General features: G+C 65.7%; 18 protein-coding genes and 2 pseudogenes. 11 read left to right on the top strand and 9 right to left on the bottom strand.

The features are described 5' to 3' along the window. Positions 1–159: 159 nt before the first annotated feature. From KUO17_RS08275 to KUO17_RS08285, 3 genes and pseudogenes are all read left to right on the top strand, one after another. Positions 160–816 (top strand): ABC transporter ATP-binding protein, encoded by a 657-nt coding sequence (locus KUO17_RS08275; RefSeq protein WP_217974962.1) that lies wholly within the window; start codon positions 160–162, stop codon positions 814–816. Beyond that, positions 813–3,268 (top strand): annotated as a pseudogene (locus KUO17_RS08280) (FtsX-like permease family protein). The gene KUO17_RS08275 and the pseudogene KUO17_RS08280 overlap by 4 nt, the downstream one beginning before the upstream one ends. Further along, complete coding sequence (locus tag KUO17_RS08285) at positions 3,258–4,337, top strand: lipocalin-like domain-containing protein (protein WP_217974963.1); 1,080 nt, start codon at positions 3,258–3,260, stop codon at positions 4,335–4,337. Before KUO17_RS08280 ends, KUO17_RS08285 begins: the two are co-directional and overlap by 11 nt. Before the next feature lie 264 nt (positions 4,338–4,601). Here the strand turns inward: KUO17_RS08285 and KUO17_RS27100 are convergent, their stop codons facing one another. The 4 genes and pseudogenes from KUO17_RS27100 to ribD form a co-directional block, all read right to left on the bottom strand. Further along, entirely contained in the window at positions 4,602–5,369 is a 768-nt protein-coding gene (locus KUO17_RS27100) for a methyl-accepting chemotaxis protein (RefSeq protein WP_425274841.1), read from the bottom strand. Between the two features lie 87 nt (positions 5,370–5,456). After that, positions 5,457–6,557, bottom strand: a pseudogene (locus KUO17_RS27105) (cache domain-containing protein); the annotation flags it as partial. Between the two features lie 148 nt (positions 6,558–6,705). Continuing rightward, a complete protein-coding gene (locus KUO17_RS08295) occupies positions 6,706–7,191 on the bottom strand; it encodes a GNAT family N-acetyltransferase (protein WP_217974965.1) in 486 nt (161 codons plus the stop codon). A gap of 131 nt (positions 7,192–7,322) precedes the next feature. Then, on the bottom strand, positions 7,323–7,766 hold the full coding sequence (ribD, locus tag KUO17_RS08300) for a bifunctional diaminohydroxyphosphoribosylaminopyrimidine deaminase/5-amino-6-(5-phosphoribosylamino)uracil reductase RibD (RefSeq protein ID WP_217974967.1): 444 nt from the start codon (positions 7,764–7,766) through the stop codon (positions 7,323–7,325). Between the two features lie 26 nt (positions 7,767–7,792). Between ribD and KUO17_RS08305 the strand changes: the two genes are divergently transcribed. The 3 genes from KUO17_RS08305 (at position 7,793) to KUO17_RS08315 (ending at position 9,229) form a co-directional block, all read left to right on the top strand. Then, positions 7,793–7,942 carry a hypothetical protein gene (locus tag KUO17_RS08305; protein ID WP_217974968.1) on the top strand — a complete coding sequence of 50 codons (150 nt, stop codon included), beginning with the start codon at positions 7,793–7,795 and terminating at the stop codon, positions 7,940–7,942. 126 nt (positions 7,943–8,068) lie between these two features. Further along, positions 8,069–8,413 (top strand): carboxymuconolactone decarboxylase family protein, encoded by a 345-nt coding sequence (locus tag KUO17_RS08310; protein ID WP_217974969.1) that lies wholly within the window; start codon positions 8,069–8,071, stop codon positions 8,411–8,413. Positions 8,414–8,662: 249 nt separating this feature from the next. Further along, complete coding sequence (locus tag KUO17_RS08315; RefSeq protein WP_217974970.1) at positions 8,663–9,229, top strand: GNAT family N-acetyltransferase; 567 nt, start codon at positions 8,663–8,665, stop codon at positions 9,227–9,229. A gap of 14 nt (positions 9,230–9,243) precedes the next feature. Here KUO17_RS08315 and KUO17_RS08320 read toward each other — a convergent pair whose 3' ends face one another. Continuing rightward, on the bottom strand, positions 9,244–9,996 hold the full coding sequence (locus KUO17_RS08320) for a porin family protein (protein ID WP_217974971.1): 753 nt from the start codon (positions 9,994–9,996) through the stop codon (positions 9,244–9,246). Between the two features lie 220 nt (positions 9,997–10,216). Here KUO17_RS08320 and KUO17_RS08325 point away from each other — a divergent pair, with 220 nt between their 5' ends. Continuing rightward, positions 10,217–10,516 (top strand): RcnB family protein, encoded by a 300-nt coding sequence (locus tag KUO17_RS08325; RefSeq protein ID WP_217974972.1) that lies wholly within the window; start codon positions 10,217–10,219, stop codon positions 10,514–10,516. Here the strand turns inward: KUO17_RS08325 and KUO17_RS08330 are convergent. Next, positions 10,513–11,430: a LysR substrate-binding domain-containing protein gene (locus tag KUO17_RS08330; RefSeq protein WP_217974973.1), complete on the bottom strand. Its 918-nt coding sequence runs from the start codon at positions 11,428–11,430 to the stop codon at positions 10,513–10,515. The genes KUO17_RS08325 and KUO17_RS08330 overlap by 4 nt on opposite strands. Before the next feature lie 96 nt (positions 11,431–11,526). Here KUO17_RS08330 and KUO17_RS08335 point away from each other — a divergent pair, with 96 nt between their 5' ends. Beyond that, positions 11,527–12,618: a tartrate dehydrogenase gene (locus KUO17_RS08335; protein WP_217974974.1), complete on the top strand. Its 1,092-nt coding sequence runs from the start codon at positions 11,527–11,529 to the stop codon at positions 12,616–12,618. Positions 12,619–12,735: 117 nt separating this feature from the next. Here KUO17_RS08335 and glgB read toward each other — a convergent pair whose 3' ends face one another. From glgB to KUO17_RS08350, 3 genes are read right to left on the bottom strand one after another with little or no spacing between them, the layout of a single operon-like run. Then, positions 12,736–14,949: a 1,4-alpha-glucan branching protein GlgB gene (gene glgB / locus KUO17_RS08340; RefSeq protein ID WP_217974975.1), complete on the bottom strand. Its 2,214-nt coding sequence runs from the start codon at positions 14,947–14,949 to the stop codon at positions 12,736–12,738. Then, on the bottom strand, positions 14,950–18,261 hold the full coding sequence (gene treS / locus KUO17_RS08345; RefSeq protein ID WP_217974978.1) for a maltose alpha-D-glucosyltransferase: 3,312 nt from the start codon (positions 18,259–18,261) through the stop codon (positions 14,950–14,952). 21 nt (positions 18,262–18,282) lie between these two features. After that, positions 18,283–20,289, bottom strand: a complete 2,007-nt coding sequence (locus tag KUO17_RS08350; RefSeq protein WP_217974980.1) for an alpha-1,4-glucan--maltose-1-phosphate maltosyltransferase — start codon at positions 20,287–20,289, stop codon at positions 18,283–18,285. 141 nt (positions 20,290–20,430) lie between these two features. Between KUO17_RS08350 and KUO17_RS08355 the strand changes: the two genes are divergently transcribed. The 3 genes from KUO17_RS08355 to KUO17_RS08365 all read left to right on the top strand — a co-directional run bounded on the left by KUO17_RS08355 (position 20,431) and on the right by KUO17_RS08365 (position 23,759). Then, entirely contained in the window at positions 20,431–20,598 is a 168-nt protein-coding gene (locus KUO17_RS08355) for a hypothetical protein (protein ID WP_217974982.1), read from the top strand. Between the two features lie 372 nt (positions 20,599–20,970). Next, positions 20,971–22,134 (top strand): isovaleryl-CoA dehydrogenase, encoded by a 1,164-nt coding sequence (locus tag KUO17_RS08360; RefSeq protein WP_217974984.1) that lies wholly within the window; start codon positions 20,971–20,973, stop codon positions 22,132–22,134. Between the two features lie 17 nt (positions 22,135–22,151). Further along, the gene (locus tag KUO17_RS08365; protein ID WP_217974986.1) at positions 22,152–23,759 is read left to right on the top strand and encodes a carboxyl transferase domain-containing protein; all 1,608 of its coding nucleotides are present in this window, start codon (positions 22,152–22,154) and stop codon (positions 23,757–23,759) included. Positions 23,760–23,762 lie beyond the last annotated feature (3 nt).

Consider the following 23,762-nt stretch of genomic DNA (forward strand, 5'->3'; position numbering starts at 1 on the left):
CAAGCCAGCTCCCACAGTTGCTGCAACGCGCCATGGCCTGCAGGATCGGCGTTGTCAGCCTTGGCTGTTCGGCAACAAATCTCTGTCAGGCAGCGCAGATACCCGCCAAATCCCCTCCCATAACCTACCCTTCAGGTTCACCCCCTCACCCGCGCGCCCATGCTCATCGTCCAGAACCTGCACAAAGCCTTCACCACCGCCCAAGGCACCCTGCCGGTGCTGCGCGGGGTCGACCTGCACCTGCCCAACGCCAGCAGCCTGGCACTGATGGGCGAGTCCGGCAGCGGCAAGAGCACCCTGCTGCACCTGATCGCCGGCCTGGAACGCGCCGACAGCGGGCACATTCTGGTCGACGGCCAGGCGCTGCACGCCCGTAACGAGGCCGGGCTGGCACAATGGCGACGCCAGGGTATCGGCCTGGTGTTCCAGCAATACAACCTCATCAGCAGCCTCGACACCGCCGCCAATCTGGCGTTCCAGGCACGCCTGGCCGGGCGCCACGACCCGGCCTGGGTCGACTACCTGGCCCAGCGCCTGGGCCTCACACCCCTGCTGCAGCGCTACCCCGAACAGCTTTCGGGCGGGCAGCAACAACGCCTGGCCATCGGCCGCGCACTGGCCTCGCGCCCGGCCCTGGTACTGGCCGACGAACCCACCGGCAGCCTCGACGAAGCCAGCAGCGAGACAGTGCTGCAGTTGCTGCTGGAACTGGTCGAGGAATGCGCCAGCAGCCTGCTCATGGTCACCCACAGTGCGCAGTTGGCCGCCCGCCTGGAGCACCACCTGACCCTGCACCTGGGGCGCGTGCGCGGATGATCGGCCTGTGCCTGCACGCCCTGCTCAGCCATTGGCGACGCCACCCGCTGCAATGCATCAGCATCCTCACCGGCCTGTGGCTGGCCACCGCGCTGTGGACCGGCGTACAGGCGCTCAATGACCAGGCGCGCGCCGACTACGCACGGGCCAATGCACTGCTGGCCGGCGCCGCGCAGGCGCAACTGGTGCCCCGCCAGGGCGATCACCTTGACCAGCAGGCCTATGTCCAGCTACGCCGCGCAGGCTGGCCGGTGTCCCCGGTACTCGAAGGGCGGCTGCGCTTTGACGCAGCCGAACCGGTGAGTGTACGGGTGCTGGGCATCGAACCCTTGAGCCTGCCGGCGGGCACCGCGATCGCCGGGCAAGCCGATGCCGCCCCTGACCCTGCGGCGTTCATCGGCCCACCCGGCCAGGCCTGGATCGCGCCGATACCCTGCAACGCCTCGGCCTCACAGCAGGTGCCAGCCCCGCCACCGCCGATGGCCAGCGCCTGCCGCCCCTGCAGGTGCGCGAACAGCTGGCGCCCGGCGTTATCGTGGTCGACATCGGCCAGGCACAACGCCTGCTGCAAGCGCCCAACCAGCTCTCGCGCCTGCTGCTGCCGGCAGACTTCACCCCGGCGCCGCTGCCCGCGCCGCTGGCCGACAGGCTGATGCTGCAGGCAAGCAGCGGCGATGACGACCTGCAACGGCTCACCGCCAGCTTCCACCTCAACCTCAGCGCGTTGGGCCTGCTGGCCTTTCTGGTCGGCCTGTTCATCGTGCACGCGGCCATCGGCCTGGCGCTGGAGCAGCGTCGCAGCCTGCTGCGCACATTGCGTGCCTGTGGCGTCAGCGTGCGCCTGCTGATCGGCGCACTGGCGCTGGAGCTGGGGCTGCTCGCCTTGCTGGCCGGGGTGGCCGGGGTGGTCAGCGGCTATCTGCTGGCGAGCCTGTTGCTGGGCGATGTGGCCGCCAGCCTGCGCGGCCTGTACGGTGCCCAGGTGGCCGGGCACCTGAACCTGCCAGCACAGTGGTGGCTGGCGGGGCTGGCGATCAGCCTGAGTGGCGCCTTGCTGGCCGGCGCCGGCAGCCTGCTGCGGGCCGCGCGCCTGCCCTTGCTGGCACTGGCGCAACCGCAAGCCTGGCGCCTGGCGCAGGTGCGCGGGTTACGGCGCCAGGCGTTCGTCGCGCTGCTGCTGGCAGTGCTGGCCCTGAGCTGCTGGCAATGGGGCGACAGCCTGCCCAGCGCCTTCACCCTACTGGCCGCCCTGCTGCTGGGCGCTGCATTGCTGCTGCCCATGCTGCTCGAGCGTGTGCTGGCGCTGCTGCAGCGCGTGTGCCACACGCCACTGAGTGAGTGGTTCGTGGCCGACAGCCGCCAGCAACTGCCGGCGCTGGCCCTGGCCTTGATGGCGCTGCTGCTGGCGCTGGCCGCCAGTGTCGGCGTAGGCAGCATGACCGCCGGCTTTCGCCAGACCTTTCTGGGCTGGCTCGACCAGCGCCTGGCGGCCGAACTGTACGTGATGCCCCACGACAACAGGCAAGGCCTGGAAATCGCTGCCTGGCTGGCTGCCCAGACCGGCGTGACCGCGGTATTGCCGCAATGGCGCACCGAGGTGCGGGTGCACGGCGCGCCCGTGCAGGTGCAGGGTGTTGTCGATCACTCCAGCTACGCCCGGCACTGGCCGTTGCTCGAGCACCGCACCGATGCCTGGACACAGTTGGCCAGCGGGCACGCCGCCATGCTCAGCGAGCAACTGGCCCGACGCCTGAAGCTCGGCCTGGGCGAGCGCCTGGTGCTGCCCGATGGCGCGCCCCTGCAGGTGGTGGCCGTGTATGCCGACTACGGCAACCCGCGTGGCCAGGTGCTGGTGAATGCCGACTGGCTGCGGCGCACCTGGCCCGGCGCCACGCTGGCTACCCTCAATGTACGCATGGCGGCCGATCAGGTGCCGGCGTTGACGACTGCCTTGCAGCAACGCTACGGCCTGGACGCCACCCGCCTGGTCGACCAGAGCACGCTCAAGCGCTGGTCGGTGGAGGTGTTCGAACGCACCTTCGCCGCCACTGCCGCACTCAACAGTCTGACCCTGGGCGTGGCCGGCGTGGCCCTGTTCATCAGCCTGCTGACACTTGGCCAGCGCCGCCTCGGGCAATTGGCGCCGCTGTGGGCGCTGGGGGTTCGGCGCCAGCACCTGGCCTGGCTGTCGCTTGGCCAGACGCTGCTGCTGGCCAGCCTGACCGTGCTGCTGGCCATGCCTTTGGGCCTGCTGCTGGCCTGGTGCCTGGTGGCGGTGGTGAATGTGCAGGCATTCGGCTGGCGCCTGCCGCTGCATGTGTTTCCCGGCCAGTTGCTGCAACTGGGGCTGCTGGGTGTGCTGACCGCGCTGCTCGCTGCTGCCTGGCCGCTGTGGCAACTGGCGCGGCGTCAGCCAGCCGAGTTGTTGAGGCAATTTGCCGATGAAACCTGAACGTACCCTGCCTGTGCTGCTGGCACTGCTGCTCGGCGGCTGCGACCCGGCGCCCCCCGCGCCTGCCGGCTATGCCGGGCTGGGCCAGGACAACGCGGGCTTCCTGCCGGTGCAGACAGGCAGGCGATTGCAGTTCCCGGCCGACCATGGCGCGCATGACGGCTACCGTGTCGAATGGTGGTATGTGACGGCCAACCTTGCCGACAGCGAGGGGCGCGACTGGGGCGTGCAGTGGACGCTGTTTCGCTCGGCGCTGCGCGCGGGCAGCGAGCAGCCGGGTTGGGGCAGCCCCAACCTGTGGATGGGGCATGCGGCGCTGAGCGGGCCGTACGGCCATCAGTTCAGTGAAACCCTGGCCCGTGGCGGCATCGGCCAGGCGGGTGTCACGGCGCAACCGTTCTCGGCGTGGATCGATGACTGGTCACTGCAGGCCAGTGGCGGTGCCAGCATCGAGCGCCTGCGGATGCGTGCCGGCGGCAAGGCCTTCTCCTACGACCTGCAGTTGCGCAGCGATCGGCCGCTGGTGCTGCACGGCAAACAGGGCTACAGCGAAAAGTCCGGCAAGGGCCAGGCCTCGTACTACTACAGCCAGCCGTTCTACCAGGTCACCGGTGATGTGGTGCAGGCGGGCCAGCGCTACACGGTCAGCGGCCAGGCCTGGCTGGACCGCGAATGGAGCAGCCAGCCACTGGCGGCCGACCAGCATGGCTGGGACTGGTTTTCCCTGCACCTGGACGATGGCGCGCGGGTGATGCTGTTCCAGGTGCGTCAGGCCCAAGGGCAGCCGTACCGGGCGGGTACGTGGATCGAGGCAGATGGCAGCAGCGTGGCGCTGGACGGCGCAGAGGTGCTGCTGACGCCGCTCGCGAACACTCGCCTGCACGACGACCGCCAGGTGCCGACGCGCTGGCGGGTGCAGGTGCCGAGCCGCCAGCTGGATATCGAGGTGGACGCCCTGGTACCGCAGGCCTGGATGGGAACGCGTTTTGCGTACTGGGAGGGGCCGGTGAAGGTGCACGGCAGCAGCAGCGGGCGTGGGTACCTGGAAATGACCGGTTATACCCGCTGACTTCGCGCTGCGCTCTTGCCGGCGAACGAGCGCGCAGCGCTCGCAGCATCGTCCTAGAGCTTGAACTTGGCCCAGCGGCCGCACGATGCTGCGGGTGAGCAACAGTGCCAGCCCGGCAGTCAGCAGCTCAGTGTGCAGGCAAGGCCGGTTGCAGGAAGGCAGTGTTCTTTATGAGTGCTTGCTCCACCCCGGCGAGGTCACCTCGCGGGAGTGAAGCAATGATATCGCAGTGATATTACCTTGGTCTGACCGCTGAACAGGTCCTCACGACTTGAAGCGCCCCACCAGCCCGTTGAGCTCTTGCGACAGTTGCGACAGCCGACCCGAATCACTCTGCGCCGAACTGGCCAGGCTCTCGACCAGTTGCGCCTCGTCGTAGATCTGCTGGATATGCCGGTTGATCTCCTCGGCGACGCTGTGCTGCTCTTCCGCCGCAGCGGAGATCTGCAGGTTCTGGTCGCGGATTTCATTCACCGACAGTTGGATGCCCTCGAAGCTGTCCCGCGCGTTTTCGATCGACGACACACTGGCACGTGACAGGTCCAGGCAGCTTTCCATCTTCTGCGAGACCTCCTGGGTCTTGCTGCCCAGGGCATTGAGCAACTGGTCGATTTCGCCGGTGGAGTCGGAGGTGCGCTTGGCCAGCGCCCGGACCTCATCGGCCACCACGGCAAAACCTCGGCCCTGGTCCCCTGCCCTGGCGGCTTCGATGGCCGCGTTCAATGCCAGCAGGTTGGTCTGTTCGGCGATGGCGCGGATGGTGCCCAGGATCTGGTTGATGCTGCGGCTGCCCTCCTCCAGCTCGACCATCGCCTGGGACGATTCGGTCAGGCGGCTGCCCAGGCGATTGACGTTCTCGGTGGTCAACTCGATCTGCTGCTTGCCTTCGGCCACGCGGCGGTGGCCACTCTCCGCGGAGTCGGCGGCATTGCTGCACGAGCGGGCCACTTCGTTGGCGGTCGCGACCATCTCGTTGAATGCCGTCGACACCAGTTCCACCGCCTCGCGCTGACGCCCGGCGGCCTCGTTCATGTTGTTGGCCACTTCGCTGTTGACCCGCGAGGCGTCCTGCAGGTTGGTCGATGCTGCGCCGATGCGCTGGATCAACTGACGGATCGCCGCGAGGAACTTGTTGAACCAGCCGGCCAGCTCGGCGGTTTCATCCTTGCCCTGCACGTCGAGATCGTGGCGCAGGTCGCCTTCGCCCTGGGCAATCGACTGCAGGCCGGTGCTGACCTGGCCGATGGGCTTGACGATCAGCCCGGCGAAGGCCGCGCCGATCAGCGCGAAGAACACCGCCAGCACAACCACGATGATGCCGGCCAGGTAGGTCATGCGGGTGGCCGCGCCCATCACTTCGTCATACTGGATCAGGCCGACGAAACGCCAGCCCAGGCCCGGCGAGGTCCAGATATTGGCCATGTAGCGCACACCGTCGATGACCACTTCGGTGGAGCCCTGCGGGGTGGCCGCGAGTTTGGCATAGGGTTCGCCCAGCTCCTTGAGCGGCTTGAAGCTGTGCCCGGCATCCCGCGGGTCGACCAGCACCACACCGTCTTCGACCAGCATCACGTAGCCGCTTTCGCCCAGCTTGATGCTCTTGACCAGTTCGGTGAGGTTCTTGAGCGAGACGCTGACGACGAACACGCCCTTGGCCTTGCCGGCGTCGTCGAGCATGGTCCGGGCCGTGCCGACCAGTGCGACATCATCCTTGTCGTAGTAGTACGCCGGGGTGCGCACGGTCTTGCCCGGGCTGGCCATGGCAGCCTTGTACCAGGGGCGCTGGCGCGGGTCGTAATTGGCCAGTTGCGGGTCATCCGGCCATTTGGCGTAGGTACCGTCCTCCAGGCCGATCGACAGGATCGCCGCCGCCGGGTGCGTGCCGCCAAAGCGGGCGAAGGCATCGATCACCTGCTGCGCGGCCGGTGGCAGCGGCCGTGCAGCAGCGTCTGCGCCCTTGTAATCCTTGAGGCTGCTGGCGGAGGTGTATACAGGATCGGTTGCCATTTGATCGACGTTCTGCTGCATGCCGTCGAAGAACTGGCGCATGTTGCCATCGATCTGGCGTATTTCACGGGTGCTGCCGTCGATGAACTGTTCGACCGCCTGGGTCCGAAAGTTCAGCACCGAGATCACCGCGACCAGGCTTACCGGGATGAAAGCCACCAACACAAAGGCGAGTACCAGCTTGTTTTTTATTTTCATCGTGACGTACATCATCCGTGGGAATGAGGGCCCAGCCACCTGCGATACGGCGCAGCACGGCTATTTGCTATCACCCCTGTTTCGGCCGCGACGGGTAAAACCTTAAACACTTTTCGTGTACAAGAAAAAGCGTGATTGTCTCGATCGACGTCACGGTGCGGCGCTAGGCGCTGCGTAGCCTGCGCATCTGCACCAGCGCCACGCGGCGCTGGTCCGGGGCCTGGCGTTCGGCGATGGCGAACGGCACGAAGCCCAGTTGCGGGTACAGCAGCAGGCCTGCGGTATTGTCGTTGAAACACGACACCTGTACCTCCAGCGCGCTGTGCCTGTCGAAGGCCAGCGCCGTAAGCGCCTGTACCAGATAACGGGCCACCCCCAGACCCCGCGCAGCGGGGGCGACCACCACGTTGCCGAGCGCACACACCCCCTGGTGCTCGCAGCGATAGAAGTTGGCAAAGCCCACCACCCTGCCCTGGTACTCGACCACCGTGGAGTCGCTGCGCTGTTCGATCGCCGCATGAAGTTGCTCGGGGGTCAGTGGAAACTGCGCCTTGGGGAACATGTAGAACAGCTCCTGGGCGGTTTGGGCAAAGGTGCAGATCAGTGCGATGTCGTCGCTGCGTACGGGACGATGGGTCAGCTCGCTCACGGGCACTCCGGGCAGTGATGGGCAAGGTGCGTAGCTTATGCATTGCCGGCGGTCATGAACAGGCGCTGTGCACAGGCGCGGCGCCTGCGTTCGAGGCGGCCTCAAGATCGAGCGCCGCCCGGGGACTCCCCCTACACCTCTTCCAGCAGATACGTCCGCAAATCACGCGACACATCCTCGGCCAACAACCCGACAATCACCTCCACCCCCGCCTGGCGCAACATCCGAACACCTGCACCGGCATTGCGCGGGTCCGGGTCGAGCATGCCGACGAACACCCGTGTCACCCCACGCTCGACCAGCGCCTGCGCGCACGACGGGGTGCGCCCATGGAACGAACACGGCTCAAGGGTCACATACGCGGTCACGCCTTCGGCGCTCCCGCTCAACCCCGCCAACGCCATGGCCTCGGCATGCGGCTGACCCGGCGGCTGGGTATGCCCCAGGCTGATCACCTCGTGGCCTCTGACCAGTACACAGCCTACTGGCGGGTTGGGCCGGCACGCGGGCAACGCCCGGCGGCCCTCGGTCAAGGCGCGTTGCATGAAGTCGCTGTTGGAAGGAAGTATCGGCATAAGGTCCTTGCCCAGTGGGTTCCAGAGTGAGCGCAGCCGACAGACTACTCCTCCAGCACGGCGACTTCACGATTTCTCCTACACTGCCCAAACGCTGGGTGGGTGGCGTGCGCCTGCAGGCCGGGCTGGCGCAGTGGGCCCTGGATGGCGCCCTGCAACCGCTGTGGCGTGAATGACAGGCGTTGGAGGCCCGTGCCCACTACCAAGGTAGTGGCTGACTTCGCCTATCGACCAACGGCGCCACGACGCAAGAAAAACTAGCTTCACTGTTCATTTTGTCGCAACGCATAAAGGTGAAGACGATGAGCATGATGGACTGGGATGCCTACCGCAATCAGCTGATGGCCGGCATCGGCGATCTCAAGCAACTGTCGCCCGACACCGTCAACGGCTACATGACCGCCAGCGGTGCCGGGGCCAAGACCCAGCACCTGGACGCCAAGACCCGCGAACTGATCTCGCTGGCCGTGGCGGTCACCACCCGCTGTGACGGCTGCATCGCCGTGCACTCGGCACAGGCGGTCAAGCACGGGGCCACCCGCGAGGAAATCGCCGAGGCACTCGGCGTGGCGGTGGCCATGAATGCCGGTGCCGCCCTGGTGTATTCGGCACGGGTGCTGGACGCCGTGGGCAAGGCCGGGCAGTAGACCCTCTCGGCGGCCTGCGCCAGCGCACAGGCCGCTGCATCCATTCAGGTGACTGGACTCCATCTCGTTGAACAGCGGCGATTCGTCGTAGGCCATGCCCATGGCCGGCGTGCTGTGCAGCAGGTGACTCTGCTTGAAGTGCCAGTGGTCGATGATCGCGTAGGCCGCGCGGCGTTCAGTTGCATCGCGCGGGCCGCTATCACATAGAATGGCGCGCATGCCCGCACCCTTTACCCGCCAAGGATTCCCATGCTGCACATTCGCCCGATGACCCCTGCCGACTTCGACCGCTTCTGGCCCACCTTCCAGGCCGTGGTCACTGCACGGGAAACCTACGCCTATGACCCGGCCCTGAACCTTGAGCAGGCGCGCCAGCTGTGGCTGGAGCTGCCGCTGCAGACCTGGGTGGTCGAAGACGCCGGCGAACTGCTCGGCTCGTATTACCTCAAGGCCAACGCCGCCGGCCCCGGCAGCCATGTGAGCAACTGCGGCTACATGGTCAGCCCGGCCGCACGCGGGCGCGGCGTGGCACGCATGATGTGCGAGCACTCCCAGCGCGTGGCACGCAACGAAGGCTTTCTGGCCATGCAGTTCAATTCGGTGGTGTCGAGCAACGAGGTGGCCGTGGCGCTGTGGCAAAAGCTGGGGTTCGAAACCGTCGGGCGCTTGCCCGGGGCCTACCGCCATGCACAGCTGGGGCTGGTGGACTGCCTGGTGATGTACAAATGGCTGGGTGAAACGGCAGCGCCCGAACAGCCCAGGCTGATCGGGCGCAAGAACATCGAAGCGGTGGTGTCGCGCAAACGCGGGCGCTAGGGGTTGCCCAGGCCTTAGAACGCGATACCGACCTTGACGCCAAACTCGTCACGCTTGAGCTTGATGTTGTCGGCCACGTCCGAGTCTTCATCCAGCTTGTATTCGGTGCGCGTGTAGTACAGGCCGGCCAGGATCGGCATCGCGCCCTTCTGGTTCATCAGCAGGCTGACTTCGGCGTACGGGTTGGTGCGGTCCTTGAGGTCGACGGTGTCGTTGCCCACGTCGTCCACGTGCAACTTGGCCTTGCCATCCAGGGCCTGACGCGCACCGGCCTCGACACGCAGGGTCATGTCGTCGAACTGGTGGTTATAGCCCAGCGCGGCCTTGGCGAACGGGGTTTTGCCCGTCAGTTCCATGTCATAGCCGTTGGACTCCAGCGCGTAGCGCGACCAGCTGTAGCCACCGCCCACGATCAGGTCTACCGAGCTGCGCGCATCGAGCGCGGCGCGCCAGCCCAGGTCCAGGTCTACCTGGCCTTCCTTGAGCTTGGTGTCGCTATGGTCGCCGTACCTGGCTTGCACGCCCGCCTGGTAGATCAAGCCGGACTCGGCGGTGAGCTTGTTGCCGAAGTCGAAGAACAGCCCGCCTTCACCCATGCGACCGGTGTCGGACTCGCTGCCCCCTTCAAGCTTGAACTTGCTGTAGCTGCCCAATGCACCGAAGGTGGCGATCGGGTCGGTGGACGGGGCGGCCAGCGCGCTCAGGGGGGTGGCCAGTACGGCCAGCGCCGAGGTCTTGAGCAGCAGGTTGCCGAATCGCTTGCACATCACTTTCAGTCTCCATGTTTGTGAAAGGCACTCAGGGTCGAATGCGACCGTTCGAACCCCACAGGGGGCAGAAAGTTCAGGCGAGGGCGCTGGTATGAGGGGTGTGTCACAAAACCTGTGGGGCTTGCCAGCGCAGGGAGCGTCGCCGCCATCACGCCGATTGAATGTTTGCCGCCACGCGCAGTCCGACCCTTCAAGCCCCAGCCATCAGGAGTACCCCATGACTGCTCGCAAACTGTTCACTACCCTCGCCCTGCTCGGCAGCGTCGCGCTGGTTCAGCTACCGGCCCAGGCCGACGAGCCCAGCGTTACCGCACCCGAGTCGCCGACCCGCGAGCTGAACGTGCATGACAAGGCCCCCGATATCTACAAGCGCGATGAAATGGCCTTGCGCGGCTGGAAGGAAAAGGGCCTGAGCCAACCGGACGCCGAAAGCCACTGGGTCAAGATCCAGGACAAGTACGTGCTGATCGAAACCACCAATGGCACCGTCAAGCAGATCGTCCCGGCCAACCCCTAATCCGCACCCGGCAAACTGTAGCGCTCGGCAAAGTACTGGCGCAGGAACTCCACCGCCACGCGAACCTTTGCCGAGCTTGCCAGCGGTGAGGTGTACACCGCCCAGATATCCGCCGCCTGGTGATAGTCCTCCAGCACCTGCACCAGGCGGCCATCGGCCAGGCTGTCGTGCACGTCCCAGTACGAACGCAGCAAGATCCCGCGCCCGTCCAGGCACCACTGGTGCGCCACCTCGCCGTGGTTGGTCGAAAGCCCCCCGGTGACGCGCACGCTCTGCTCACCCTGCGGCCCCTGCAGTTGCCACACGCCGAACGGGTGGTCGCGCTCCTTGATCACCAGGCAATCGTGGCTGCCCAGCTCGGCCAACTGGCGCGGCGTGCCACGCCGGCGCAGGTACTCGGGCGCCGCGCACAGCACCCGGCGGTTGCGCGCCAGCGGCTTGGCGATCAGGTGGGCGGCAATCGCATTGCCCACGCGCACGTCCAGGTCGACGCCCTCCTCGATCAGGTCCACCAACCGATCATGCACGTCCAGGCGGATGTCCAGCTGCGGGTAGCGCTCGGCCAGCTCCGACAACGCCGGCGCCACGAAGCGTCGCCCAAGGCCCAGGCTGCTGGCGACGCGAAGCTGGCCCACCGGCTCGCGGTGCTGGGCGCTGATGTCGTCACCCATGCGCTGCACGGTGTCGAAGATCTGCTGGGCCCACTGGTACACCCGCTCGCCCTCTTCGCTCAGTGACACGCGCCGCGTGGTGCGGTGCAACAGGCGCACGCCCATCTGCTGCTCGAGCAGGCGAACGCGCTTGCTGATGAACGCCGCCGACATGCCCAGTTGCTCCGCCACGGCGGCAAAGCTGGCGCGCTTGGCCACCTGGACAAATATATTGAGGTCTTCAAGGTTAGGTAGACTATTCACAGTATGTGCACAAAGAATTCATGGTTGACTGGATTATCTCTGACTTGATGCCTTATAGCATGCGTTCACCTGTTCCCCAAACAACGAGTGAGCGTCATGACCAAGACCTTCAGAATTGCGGCGATCCCCGGTGACGGTATCGGTAACGAAGTGCTCCCCGAAGGCATTCGCGTGGTCGAAGCCGCTGCGCGCAAGCATGGCCTGGCGATCGAATTCGAATTCTTCGAATGGGCCAGTTGCGACTACTACCTGGCCCACGGCAAGATGATGCCCGACGACTGGTTCGAGCAGTTGAAGGGCTTCGATGCCCTGTTCTTCGGGGCGGTAGGCTGGCCCGACAAGGTGCCGGACCATATCTCGCTGTGGGGCTCGCTGCTCAAGTTTCGCCGCGACTTCGACCAGTACGTGAACATCCGCCCGGTGCGCCTGTTCCCAGGGGTGCCGTGCCCATTGGCCGGGCGCAAGCCGGGTGACATCGACTTCGTGGTGATCCGCGAGAACACCGAGGGCGAATATTCCTCGCTGGGCGGTCGCATGTTCGAAGGCACCGAAAACGAGTTCGTGCTGCAGGAATCGGTGTTCACCCGTCGTGGTGTGGACCGCATCCTCAAGTACGCCTTCGAAGTGGCGCAGACCCGCGAGCGCAAGCACGTCACCTCGGCGACCAAATCCAACGGCATGGCTGTAAGCATGCCGTACTGGGACGAACGCACCGCTGCGATGGCGGCCAACTACCCAGAGATCAGTTGGGACAAGCAGCACATCGACATCCTATGTGCGCGCTTCGTGCTGCAGCCGGACCGCTTCGATGTGGTGGTGGCCTCCAACCTGTTCGGCGACATCCTCTCCGACCTGGGCCCGGCCTGTGCTGGCACCATCGGTATCGCGCCGTCGGCCAACCTCAACCCGGAGCGCCGATTCCCTTCGTTGTTCGAACCGGTACACGGCTCGGCGCCGGATATCTTCGGGCAGAACATCGCCAACCCGATCGCGATGATCTGGTCGGGCGCGTTGATGCTGGAGTTCCTGGGCAACGAGGGCAGCGACCCGCGTTATCGGGCGGCGCATGATGACATTCTGGGGGCGATCGAGCAGGTGATTGCGGCGGGCGACACCACCCGCGACATGGGCGGCACGCAGTCGACACAGCAGGTAGGCCAGGCGATTACGGCGTTGATCGAGGCGTGATGGTCAGGGTCTGAAAAGCTTCGCTGGCAAGCCAGCTCTCACAAGGTTGTGCAATGTTCACACAACCTGTGGGAGCTGGCTTGCCAGCGAATGGCCTGCAACGCAGGCCCAGGGGCCTCAGGCCGGGCGCAGTATCAGCAGCGCCAACGGCGGCAGGTTCACCGCCAACGACACCGGCTGCCCATGGCTGGGCAGCGCCTCGCTGGCCACCCTGCCCAGGTTCCCGTAGTTGGACCCGGCATACGCCTCGGCATCGCTGTTGAGCACCTCCACCCAATGTTCGCCAAACGGCACACCAATCCGGTACCCCTCGCGCGGCACCGGGGTGAAGTTGGCCACCACCAGCAACGGCTCGCCCTCGGCGCTCCAGCGCAGCCAGGCATACACGCTGTTGCGCGCATCATCACCGATCAGCCACTGGAACCCCTGCGGCACGCAATCCTGCTCGTGCAGCGCCTTTTCGTCGCGGTACAGACGGTTCAGGTCGCTGACCAGCCGCTGCACCCCAAGGTGCTCCTTGTACTGCAGCAGGTACCAGTCCAGTTCGCTGTCATGGTTCCACTCGCGCCACTGGCCGAACTCGCAGCCCATGAACAGCAGTTTCTTGCCGGGGTGGCTCCACATGAACGCAAGGTAGGCACGCAGGTTGGCAAACTTCTGCCAGCGGTCCCCCGGCATCTTGTCGATCAGCGAATGCTTGCCATGCACCACCTCATCGTGGGAGATCGGCAGGATGAAATGCTCGGAGTAGGCATAGATCAGCCCGAAGCTCATCTCGTTGTGATGATGGGTACGGTGGATCGGGTCGTTCTGGATGTAGTGCAGCGTGTCGTGCATCCAGCCCATGTTCCACTTGTAGTCGAAGCCCAGGCCGCCCTGCTGGGTGGGCTGGCTGACGCCTGGCCAGGCGGTCGACTCTTCGGCGATCACCAGCGCCCCCGGCGCCTCGAGCGCCACCACATCGTTGAGGTGACGCAAGAAGTCGATGGCTTCGAGGTTCTCGCGTCCGCCATGGCGATTGGGCACCCATTCGCCAGCCTTGCGCGAGTAGTCGCGGTACAGCATCGAGGCCACCGCATCCACGCGCAGGCCGTCGATATGGAAGTGCTTGAGCCAGTGCAGCGCCGAGGCCAGCATGAAGCCGTGCACTTCATTGCGCCCCAGGTTGTAGATCAGCGTGTCCCAATCCTGGTGGAAGCCCTCCAGGGGGTTTGCGTACTCGTACAGCGCGGTGCCGTCGAACTGCGCCAACCCGTGCTCGTCGGTGGGGAAATGCGCCGGTACCCAGTCCAGGATCACGCCGATATGGGCCTGGTGGCAGGCGTCGATGAACGCGGCAAAATCCTCCGCCGAGCCATAGCGCGCCGTCGGGGCGAACATCGACAGCGGCTGGTAGCCCCACGAGCCGCCAAACGGGTGCTCCATGATCGGCATCAGCTCGATATGGGTGAACCCCAGGCTCTGGATATACGGCACCAGGCGTTCGGCCAGTTCGCGCCAGTTGAAGTAGCGCGCCACTTCGCCGCTCTCGTCCAGCTCGCATTGCCAGGAACCGGCATGCAGCTCGTAGATCGACAACGGTGCATTGCTGGCCTGATGTGCGCCGCGCACACGCATCCAGCCCTGGTCCTGCCAGACATGCCCCAACGGGGCTGCGACCCGGGAGGCCGTGCTCGGCGGCAGCTCGGTGGCCAGCGCCAGCGGGTCGGCCTTGAGCGGCAGGATGCCGCCCTGCCCCAGCACTTCATACTTGTAGGTTTCGCCCGCCTGCAGGCGCGGGATGAACAGCTCCCACACACCGCTGGGCACGCGCTTGCGCATGGGGTGGCGGCGGCCGTCCCAGTTGTTGAAGTGCCCCACCACCGACACCCGCCGTGCGTTCGGCGCCCACACCGCAAAGCGCACCCCGTCGATGCCATCCACCTGCACGGGCTGGGCGCCGAACACCTTGGCCAGGTCGCGGTGGTTGCCTTCGGCGAACAGGTACAGGTCCATTTCGCCCAGCAGCAGGTCGCCAAAACTGTACGGGTCTTCGGTGATCTGCTCGCCGCCGGCCCAGTTGATGTGCAGGCGGTACGCCTGCGCTTGCTGCAGTTGCCCGCTGAACAGGCCCGGCACACTGCCCTGCTGCAATTCCAGCAACGTCTCGCCGCTGTCGCGGGCCACCGCCCGTGCACTCAGGGCATCGGGCAGGTACGCCCGGATCCATTGCCCACCCGCACCATCGGAGTGCGGACCGAGGACAGCGAACGGGTCCCCGTGCCTGGCATTGACCAGGTCATCGATATCACTTCTGCCCAGCCCCGCCTGTTCTCGCTTGTGCGCGCTCATCTACTGCTCTCCCCACGTACTGACAAGCCCATGGAGGCCATGCAAGGGCACGGCCAACCAGCTCGGGCGATTCTCGGCTTCATATAAAATCTCGTAGGCCGCCTTTTCCAGGCTGAACAACGCCAGGGCCGCGCGTTCACCTTCGGCGTGTTCCCAGGCATGCGGCAGGCTTGCGGTGGCCAGGCCATAGGCCTCGACGAACGCATGCCGGGCCTGGTGCAGGTACTGGCGGGCCACGCGCTGGCGGGCCTGGCGGGCAAGCGCCGACACATCCACCCCCGATGCGCTGCGCAATACCATCGCAGCAGCATAGTCGAAGGAGCGCAACACGCCGCTGACATCCTTGTACGGGCTGTGCTTGCCGCGTCGCTCCTGCAACGGGCGAGCCGGCTCCCCTTCGAAATCGATCAGGTAGGCATCGCCCTGCACCACCAGCACCTGCCCCAGGTGCAGATCGCCATGCACGCGGATCAGCAGGCCGCCGACAGCCTGGCGGGCCAGCTCCGTGACCTGCCTGAGCAGGCCCTTGCGCTGCTTGCCCAGGTCGTCGACCAGTGCCTGGCTTTCCACGTCCAGTTCGCCCTGGTGCTGTTCGAGCAGATCGAAGGCGTGGTTCAACTGCGCACTCACCTGCTTGCCCCAGGCCTGTGCATCGCGGGCGTTGCTCACGCGCGGCTGGAAGGCCGGGGCGGGGGTCGGCGCGGCCAGCACCTGGTGCATCTCGCCCAGGCGCTGCCCCAGCAGCGCGGCGAACGCCGCGAGCTCCTGCAGCGCATCGGCGTGTGGCTCGGGCGCTTTCTGGCGCGGCTCCATCTCGTCGCGAATCGCCCGTTCCAGGGTGTTCTGGGTCCAGTCCCAGGCATCGCCCTGATTGCTCAGGTAGCCCTGGGCAATCATCAGCAGGTGCGGCTCACCGGCGTGGTCCACGCGGCTCAGCCAGCCCAGCAGCGGCGAGATGTTCGGGTAGTTGGCCGAAGTGAGGTACGCGCTCATCTCAAGCTCGGGATGAATACCGCCATTGACCCGGCGGATCAGCTTGAGCACCAGGCTGTTACCGACCACCACCGAGCTGTTCGACTGCTCGGCCGACAGGTAGCGCACTTCGGCCTCTTCGCCCAGGTTGAGCGCGGCCAGTTGTCCGGTGGACTCGAACTGCAACTCGCCTTCGCTGCAGGCCAGGCGTGTACCGTCGGTAAAACCGGCCAGCACCGCGCGAATGAAGCTCTCCAGCACGAAGCCATCGGTGATCAGCCCCACCTGGCGCCCGCGCCGCACACGGGCCAGCGCCAGTTGCTGAGGCAGTGCGCTGGTCATCTGGTCTTCGCCGATCAGGCCGAATGGCAACTGATAGCGGTGGGTCTGGCCAGCGCTATCCACTTCGATCTCGCTGAGCAGCACCGGGCTGGTGGCGGCCCCAAAGCGCACGCCATAGGCGATGCGCACCTTGTCTACGCCGGCTTCCTTGCCGGCGAACCAGCGCCGCTTGGGCAGGTACTGCGTCAGGATGGCGTCTTGCAGGATGTCGCGCGACGGCGACTCGAGCAGCTCTTCCATGCGTTTTTTCAGCACCACGGTGGTGAACTCCGGTAGCGGTTGCGCCGGCTGCACGTGCCAGCTGGGCATCTGGTCCCTGGCCGCCAGCAGGAACCAGTAGAACCCGTACGGTGGCAAGGTCAGCAGGAACGGCAACTGGCCAATCGGCGGGAACGCGCTGCCGCCGAGCATCTCCACCGGCACCTGGTCAACATACGGCGACAGGTCCAGCTCGGCCGCCTGGGCGGCGCGCGACACGTTGGCCACGCACAGGATGGTTTCGCTCTTGCCATCGGCGCCGGTGAATTCGCGCAGGTAAGCAAGGATGCGCCGGTTGCTGGGCGACAGCATCTTCAGCGTACCGCGCCCGAAAGCCTTCTGCTGCTTGCGCACCGCCAGCAGGCGACGGTTGAAATTGAGCAACGAATGCGCGTCGCTGGCCTGGGTCTCGACGTTGACCGACTGGTAGCCGTAGAGCGGGTCCATGATCGGCGGCAGCACCAGGCGCGCCGGGTCGGCGCGGGAGAAGCCGCCGTTGCGGTCGATCGACCATTGCATCGGCGTGCGTACGCCGTCGCGGTCGCCCAGGTAGATGTTGTCGCCCATGCCGATTTCATCGCCGTAGTACAACGTCGGCGTACCGGGCATCGACAGCAGCAGGCTGGTCAGCAGCTCCACCCGCCGACGGTCGCGCTGCAGCAGCGGCGCCAGGCGCCGGCGAATGCCCAGGTTGATGCGTGCCCGGCGGTCTTGCGCATAGTAGTTCCACAGGTAGTCGCGCTCGCGGTCGGTGACCATTTCCAGGGTCAGCTCATCGTGGTTGCGCAGGAAGATCGCCCATTGGCAATTGGCCGGGATCTCCGGCGTCTGGCGCAGGATGTCGGTGACGGGGAAGCGGTCTTCCTGGGCCAGGGCCATGTACATGCGCGGCATCAGCGGGAAGTGAAAGGCCATGTGGCACTCGTCGCCCTGCCCCTGGCCAAAGTACAGCTGGGTGTCTTCGGGCCACTGGTTGGCCTCGGCCAGCAACATGCGGTCGGGGTAGTTGGCATCGATCTCGGCGCGGATCTGCTTGAGCACCTGGTGCGTCTCGGGCAGGTTCTCGTTATGGGTCCCATCGCGCTCGATCAGGTAGGGGATGGCGTCCAGGCGCAGCCCATCCACGCCCAGGTCGAGCCAGTAGCGCATCACCCCGATCACCGCCTTGAGTACCTGCGGGTTGTCGAAATTGAGGTCGGGCTGGTGGGAATAGAAACGGTGCCAGAAGTACTGGCCGGCCACCGGGTCCCAGGTCCAGTTGGAGTGCTCGGTGTCGAGAAAGATGATACGCGTGCCGTCGTACCGGGTGTCGGTGTCGGACCACACGTAGAAGTCCCGCGCCCTGGAGCCGGGCTTGGCGCGGCGGGCCTTCTGGAACCACGGGTGCTGGTCGGAGGTGTGGTTGATCACCAGCTCCGTGATCACCCGCAGGTTGCGCTTGTGCGCCTCGGCGATGAAGCGCTTGACGTCGGCCAGGGTGCCGTAGTCGGCGTGTACCGCCTTGTAGGCGGCGATATCGTAGCCGTCGTCGCGCCGCGGCGAGGGGTAGAACGGCAGCAGCCACAGGGTGTTGACGCCAAGCTCGGCAATGTAGTCGAGCTTGGCGATCAGCCCGGGAAAATCACCGATGCCGTCGCCGTTGGAATCGAAGAAGGATTTGACGTGCACCTGGTAGATGATCGCGTCCTTGTACCACAGCGGGTCGTCAATGAACGCAGCTGGGCGGGCTTTCTTCGCCATGCTCGACTCCTTTGCAATGGGCTAGTGGGCTGCTTCGATACGCCAGATACCGAACGGCTGCTGCCAGGGCTCGATGCGCATCCATTGGGTCTTGCCGTACCAGCGCCAGCGGTGGCCGGTCATCAGGTCTTCACCGAAGGTCTGGGCATCATCGCCCAGCCCCAGCGCCCACAGCGGCAGCTCGAAATGCGCCTCCTGGGCGTTGTGCGGGTCAAGGCTGACTGCCACCAGGATCAGGCTGCCGCTGGCCGGGTCGCCCTTGGCGAAGTACAGGATGTTGTCGTTCCAGGCGTTGTGGAAGCGGATGCCCAGGTGAGTCTGCAAGGCCGGGTGCTGGCGGCGGATACGGTTGAGCTGGGCGATCTCGGCAATGATGTTGCCCGGCTGGGTGAAGTCGCGGGGGCGGATTTCATACTTCTCCGAGTCCAGGTATTCCTCCTTGCCCGGGATCGGCGCCGCCTCGCACAGTTCGAACCCTGAATACATGCCCCACAGCCCTGAGCCCATGGTGGCCAGCGCGGCGCGGATCAGAAAGCCCGCACGGCCGGACTCGTGCAGGAAGAACGGGTTGATGTCCGGCGTATTGACGAAAAAATTCGGCCGGTAGCAGTACGACCAGGGCGGCTGGTTGAGCTCGCTGAAGTAGGCCTGCAGCTCGGCCTTGGTGTTGCGCCAGGTGAAATAGGTGTAGCTCTGCGAATAGCCGACCTTGCCCAGGCGCGCCATCATCGCAGGCTTGGTGAAGGCTTCGGCAAGGAAGATCACCTCAGGGTGCTGGCTGCGCACATTGGCGATCAGCCATTCCCAGAACGGCAGCGGCTTGGTGTGCGGGTTGTCCACGCGAAACTGCTTCACGCCCTCTTCCACCCAGCCCAGCACCACGTCGCGCAGCGCCAGCCACAGGGCCGGCACGGCATCGGCGGCATAGAAATCGACGTTGACGATGTCCTGGTATTTTTTCGGCGGGTTCTCGGCATAGCGGATGGTGCCGTCGGGGCGCCAGCTGAACCAGCCGGGGTGTTCGGTGAGCCAGGGGTGGTCCTGGGAGCACTGGATGGCGAAGTCCAGGGCGATCTCCAGGCCATGCTCGGCGGCGGCCGCGACCAGCCGGCGAAAGTCCTCGCGGGTGCCCAGTTGCGGGTGAATGGCCTCGTGCCCGCCGTCGGCGCTGCCGATCGCGTAGGGGCTGCCGGGGTCATCGGGGCCGGCTTGCAGGGCGTTGTTGCGGCCTTTGCGGTGCTGCTGGCCGATGGGGTGGATGGGCGGGAAATACAGTACGTCAAAGCCCATGTCGCGGATCATCGGCAGGCGCTGGTGCACAGCGTCGAAGGTACCGTGGCGCGCCGGGTCATCGGTGATGGAACGCGGGAACAGCTCGTACCAGCTGGCGAAGCGGGCGCGCTCGCGCTCCACCTCCAGCGGGAACTCGGTGCTGCGGCTGAGGTAGGCGCGGTGATCGGCGCGGCTCATCAGCGCGCGGGTGTCGGCGTGCAGCAGCAACTGGACGCCGGCCGGCGGCTGCAGGTCGGCCAGTTGCGCGGCCACCGCGTGCAATTGTGCACGCAGCGGCTCGCTGCTGCGCTCGGCGCTCTGCAGCAGGTGCCGGCGGCCCTCCTCCAGCTCCAGGCCAACCGCCACGCCGGCACCGAACTTTTTCTCCAGTTCATGACAGTAGCTGGCGTACTGGTCGATCCAGGCTTGGATGATGAACAGGTGACGGCCCACTTCATTGACCGTGAAGCGGGCCTGCCAGCTGTCGTTGCCCAGCAGGGTCATCGGCACTTCATGCCAGTTGGGATGCTGCAGGCGGCGCCAGCTCAGGCGTACGGCAAGTACGTCGTGGCCATCGGCGTAGACCTTGCTGGTGACCGTGACCTGCTCGCCGACCGTGGACTTGACCGCATGGTGGCCGGCGTCGAGCACGGGCTCGGTGTCTTCGATCACGATGCGCGGCAGCAGCAGCGCATGGGACAGGGTCAGGGCATGTGCGGTTGAATCGTCGGTGCTGAAGGGCTCATCGCGGGTCATCGAACATCGCTCCGTTACGCGTGACGGTAAAGGTTCAGAGCAATGGCAAAGGTGGGGGTTCAATAAAAAATGACCGATGCGCTACGCCGGTGGTCGAAGCTTGGGTGCCCCCTTTGAACACCCCTTTGCGAGGTTCGGCCCATGAGCATTCCTATCCCGGCAGAAACGCCTGATCCGAATATCGATGACCCCACCCTGCCACCACCGGAGCCCGAGCAGGCACCTGATGAGCTGCCGGTCAAGCCGACCATGCCGCCCACCGTGGGGGACCCGCCCAGTGAAGAGCCACCGGTGAAGGCCAAAGCATAGACCCGGATCAGACAGTTGCACTGCGGTGCGCCCTTCGCTGGCAAGCCAGCTCCCACAGGTACTCCACTGCACTCGAATCCAGTGTTGTGCCTGTGGGAGGCCATCACCATCGGCCAGGCTCTCGACAACACCGTGGCGCGGTTGTTCTGGGTGCAGATCCACGCGAACCCTAACGTGGCGCAAATTAACGTTAACGTAAAGGTCATGGCGAGATTGACAGTTTCATGCACCAGGCTTACGTTAACGTAAAGGTGATGGCCGGGTTCCCACCCCTTCGCGTACGCCACAGAACCCTGTGGGAGCTGGCTTGCCAGCGAAGGGGCCCGATCAGACACCACACCACTCAAAGAACAATCAACAAAAGGTGCCAGCATGCGTTATCCGACCCTGAACTTCGCCCTGGGCGAAACCATCGACATGCTCCGTGACCAGGTGCAGTCGTTCGTCGCCGCCGAGCTGGCCCCGCGCGCCGCGCAGATCGACCAGGACAACCTGTTCCCCGCCGACATGTGGCGCAAACTCGGCGACATGGGCCTGCTGGGCGTGACCGTCAGCGAGGAATACGGCGGCGCCGGCCTGGGCTATCTGGCCCACGTGGTGGCGATGGAAGAGATCAGCCGCGGCTCGGCCTCGGTGGCCCTCTCCTACGGCGCCCACTCCAACCTGTGCGTCAACCAGATCAACCGCAACGGCACCCCCGAGCAGAAAGCCAGGTACCTGCCCAAGCTGATCAGCGGCGAACACGTCGGCGCGCTGGCCATGAGCGAGCCCAATGCCGGCTCCGACGTGGTGTCGATGAAACTGCGCGCCGAACAGCGCGGCGACCGCTTCGTGCTCAACGGCAGCAAGACCTGGATCACCAACGGCCCCGACGCCACCACCTACGTGATCTACGCCAAGACCGACCTGGACAGGGGCGCCCACGGCATCACCGCGTTCATTGTCGAACGCGACTGGCAGGGCTTCAGCCGCAGCACCAAGTTCGACAAGCTGGGCATGCGCGGCTCCAACACCTGCGAGCTGTTCTTCGACAATGTCGAGGTCCCCGAAGAAAACATTCTCGGCCAGCTCAACGGCGGCGTGAAGGTGCTGATGAGCGGCCTGGACTACGAGCGCGTGGTGCTGTCCGGCGGCCCCACCGGCATCATGCAGGCCTGCATGGACCTGGTGGTGCCCTACATCCACGACCGCAAGCAGTTCGGCCAGAGCATCGGCGAGTTCCAGCTGATCCAGGGCAAGATCGCCGACATGTATACCCAGCTCAACGCCAGCCGCGCCTACCTGTATGCCGTGGCCCAGGCGTGCGATCGCGCCGAGACCACGCGCAAGGACGCCGCCGGGGTGATCCTGTATACCGCCGAACGCGCGACCCAGATGGCGCTGGAAGCGATCCAGATCCTGGGCGGCAACGGCTACATCAACGAGTTCCCGGCCGGGCGGCTGCTGCGCGATGCCAAGCTGTACGAGATCGGCGCCGGCACCAGCGAGATCCGCCGCATGCTGATCGGTCGCGAACTGTTCAACGAAACCCGCTGAGCACAAGGAACAGCGCCATGGCTATCCTGCACACCCAGATCAACCCGCGCTCGGCGGATTTTGCGCTCAACAGCGCGGCCATGCTCGAACAGGTCGAACAGCTGCGCAGCCTGCTCGCCCGCGTGCACCAGGGCGGCGGCGCCAAGGCACAGGAGCGGCACACCTCGCGCGGCAAGTTGCTGCCACGCGAGCGCATCGACCGTCTGCTCGACCCCGGCTCGCCGTTTCTTGAGATCGGCCAGTTGGCCGCCCATGAGGTGTATGGCGAGGAGGTACCGGCCGCTGGCGTGATCGCCGGCATCGGCCGCGTCGAGGGCGTCGAATGCATGATCGTGGCCAATGACGCCACGGTCAAAGGCGGCTCCTATTACCCCCTGACCGTCAAGAAACACCTGCGCGCCCAGGCCATCGCCCAGCAGAACCGCCTGCCCTGCCTGTACCTGGTGGACTCGGGCGGCGCCAACCTGCCGCGCCAGGACGAGGTGTTCCCCGACCGCGAGCACTTTGGCCGCATCTTCTTCAACCAGGCCACCATGAGCGCCCAGGGCATCCCGCAGATCGCCGTGGTGATGGGCTCATGCACCGCCGGCGGCGCCTATGTACCGGCCATGGCCGACGAGGCGATCATGGTGCGCCAGCAAGCCACGATCTTTCTGGCCGGCCCGCCGCTGGTCAAGGCCGCCACCGGCGAGGTGGTCAGCGCCGAGGAGCTGGGCGGTGCCGACGTGCACTGCAAGACCAGCGGTGTGGCCGATCACTATGCCGACAATGACGAACATGCACTGGCCATCGCCCGGCGCTGCGTGGCCAACCTCAACTGGCGCAAGCTGGGCCAGTTGCAGCAGCGCCCCCCGATCGCTCCGCTGTACGCGGCCGATGAGCTGTACGGCGTGGTGCCGGCCGACGCCAAACAGCCCTTCGATGTGCGTGAAGTGATCGCGCGCCTGGTGGACGGCTCGGTCTTCGATGAGTTCAAGGCGCTGTTCGGCACCACGCTGGTGTGCGGTTTCGCCCACCTGCACGGCTACCCGGTGGCAATCCTGGCCAACAACGGCATCCTGTTCGCCGAAGCCGCGCAAAAAGGCGCGCACTTCATCGAGCTGGCGTGCCAGCGCGGTATACCGCTGCTGTTCCTGCAGAACATCACCGGCTTCATGGTCGGCCAGAAGTACGAGGCCGGCGGCATCGCCAAGCATGGTGCCAAGCTTGTGACCGCAGTGGCCTGCGCCCAGGTACCCAAGTTCACCGTGATCATTGGCGGCAGCTTCGGCGCGGGCAACTACGGCATGTGCGGGCGCGCCTACGACCCGCGGTTTCTGTGGATGTGGCCCAACGCACGCATCGGCGTGATGGGCGCCGAACAGGCTGCGGGCGTGCTGGCCCAAGTCAAGCGCGAGCAGAGCGAGCGCAGCGGCCAGCCGTTCAGCCCGCAGGACGAGGCACGCCTCAAGCAGCCGATCCTCGACCAGTACGAACACCAGGGTCACCCCTATTACTCCAGCGCCCGGCTGTGGGACGACGGGGTCATCGACCCTGCGCAAACCCGCGACCTACTTGGCCTGGCCCTCTCGGCCGCCCTCAGCGCGCCGATCGAACCGAGCCGCTTCGGCATTTTCCGGATGTGACCG

Source organism: Pseudomonas aegrilactucae, from assembly GCF_019168305.1.
In the GTDB taxonomy this organism is placed as follows: domain Bacteria; phylum Pseudomonadota; class Gammaproteobacteria; order Pseudomonadales; family Pseudomonadaceae; genus Aquipseudomonas; species Aquipseudomonas aegrilactucae.